Here is a 1,029-nt window from a genome sequence, read left to right as displayed (position 1 = left end):
AACCTGAATTCGACGTAAGAAATTGAGTTTTAAATCATAGAAAAAGCAGAATATTTAGTAAATTAAGGCATTGATTTTCAACTCACTAAAATTATTCTGCTTATGATTTCTAAAGATAAAATTACTGAAATATTTTGTTCTATTGATGATTTTTGTACTGTTTATGAGCCTGCTATGCGAAAAAGACAAGTGACAACAGGTAAAAAGACCAGAAATCGAAAGTTTACCATGTCTACAAGCGAGGTAGTAACTATTACTGTATTGTTTCATCTAAGTGGGATAAGAACCTTTAAGCATTTCTATATTTTATATGTACAACAGCAATTACAAAATGAATTTCCAAAGACAGTTTCTTATAACCGTTTTGTAGAGTTAATGCAGTTTAATCTAGTGCCTTTAACCTTGTACTTAAAGACTTGTTGTTTGGGAGAGTGTACAGGTATTTCCTTTGTGGATTCTACCCCAATTAGAGCTTGCAAAAACAAGAGAATTAGCAATAATAAAGTCTTTAAAGATATCGCTACCATAGGCAAATCAACAATGGGATGGTTCTATGGTTTCAAACTCCACATCATTATTAACGATAAAGGTGAACTTCTTGATTTTATTATTACTCAGGCTAATGTAGATGATAGAACACCCCTGAAACAAGAGAACTTTCTAAAGAAAATATTTGGAAGTTTATATGCCGATAAAGGGTATATCTCTAAGGAATTAGCTTCGATATTATTTGATCAAGGATTGCATTTAGTTACTAGTATTAAAAACAACATGAAAAATGTATTAATGACTATGAGAGATAAGATACTGTTAAGAAAAAGATCTGTAATAGAAACCATAAATGATCAACTAAAAAACATTGCCCAAGCTGAGCATTCAAGGCATAGAAGCTTTGGTAATTTTATTACTAATCTTGTAGCTAGTCTTATTGCTTATTCTTTTCAAGAAAAGAAACCAGAAATCAAATTTGAAACTATCAAATCAAACCAATTAGCACTATTCTGCTAAATACTTAGATCGAATTCAGGT

1 protein-coding gene is annotated in these 1,029 nt (G+C 30.5%); it reads left to right on the top strand.

The features are described from left to right. Window positions 1–102 precede the first annotated feature (102 nt). Window positions 103–1,008 (top strand): IS982 family transposase, encoded by a 906-nt coding sequence (locus tag C1X07_RS24720; RefSeq protein WP_103072716.1) that lies wholly within the window; start codon window positions 103–105, stop codon window positions 1,006–1,008. The last annotated feature ends 21 nt before the right edge of the window (window positions 1,009–1,029 follow it).

This window comes from Aquimarina sediminis, from assembly GCF_002895435.1.
In the GTDB taxonomy this organism is placed as follows: domain Bacteria; phylum Bacteroidota; class Bacteroidia; order Flavobacteriales; family Flavobacteriaceae; genus Aquimarina; species Aquimarina sediminis.
This window is presented reverse-complemented; position numbering and strand designations above follow the sequence as displayed.

Coding starts and splice junctions, on each gene's coding strand:
- C1X07_RS24720 (WP_103072716.1), top strand. CDS start 103: ATGATTTCTAAAGATAAAATTACTGAAATATTTTGTTCTATTGATGAT.